This window comes from Adlercreutzia rubneri, assembly GCF_009755265.1.
Classification (GTDB): Bacteria; Actinomycetota; Coriobacteriia; order Coriobacteriales; family Eggerthellaceae; genus Adlercreutzia; species Adlercreutzia rubneri.
On sequence record NZ_WPOO01000072.1, the window covers coordinates 1 to 512 of the forward strand.

At 63.9% G+C, this 512-nt stretch carries 1 protein-coding gene; it reads right to left on the reverse strand.

Annotated elements, in window-relative coordinates; genetic code table 11:
• A partial coding sequence (locus tag GO707_RS11945) for an LCP family protein (RefSeq protein ID WP_198161105.1) occupies window positions 1-512 on the reverse strand: 512 nt, incomplete at both ends.

A 512-nucleotide genomic window follows, 5' to 3' on the forward strand; every position in this document is an offset into this window, starting at 1 on the left:
GTTTTGGATCAGGCCGGGGATCTCGACCGGAGGAGCTTGCAGCACGTTCTTCATGAGCGCCATGGCCATCGCGCGCACGTTCGACTGGCGGATGGCCTCCTGGTCGTCGCCATAGGCGGTGCGCATGCGGGCAAGCGCCACGCACTGCTCGCCGTTGAGCAGCTGGTTGCCGGCCTCGATATGGACGGGCGCCTGATCCTGCGTGTACACCTGGTAGTCGATGGTGTAGGGCACGTCCACGTAGATGCCGCCGATCGAATCCACGAACTCGGCCAACCCGGCGAACTCGATTTCTACGTAGTCGGAGATCTTCACGCCGGTGAGGTCCTGCACCGCTGTAACGGCGCCAGCCGCCCCGTTCACGGCGAACATCTGGTTGATCTTCTCGACCTTGCCGTTGTACTCGTACGGCGTGTCGCGCGGAACCGACACCATGGTGATGACGTGGCCCACCGGATCGATGCGCACGAGCACGAGGGCGTCGGAGCGCTCCCCGTACGTCTCCCAGTTGT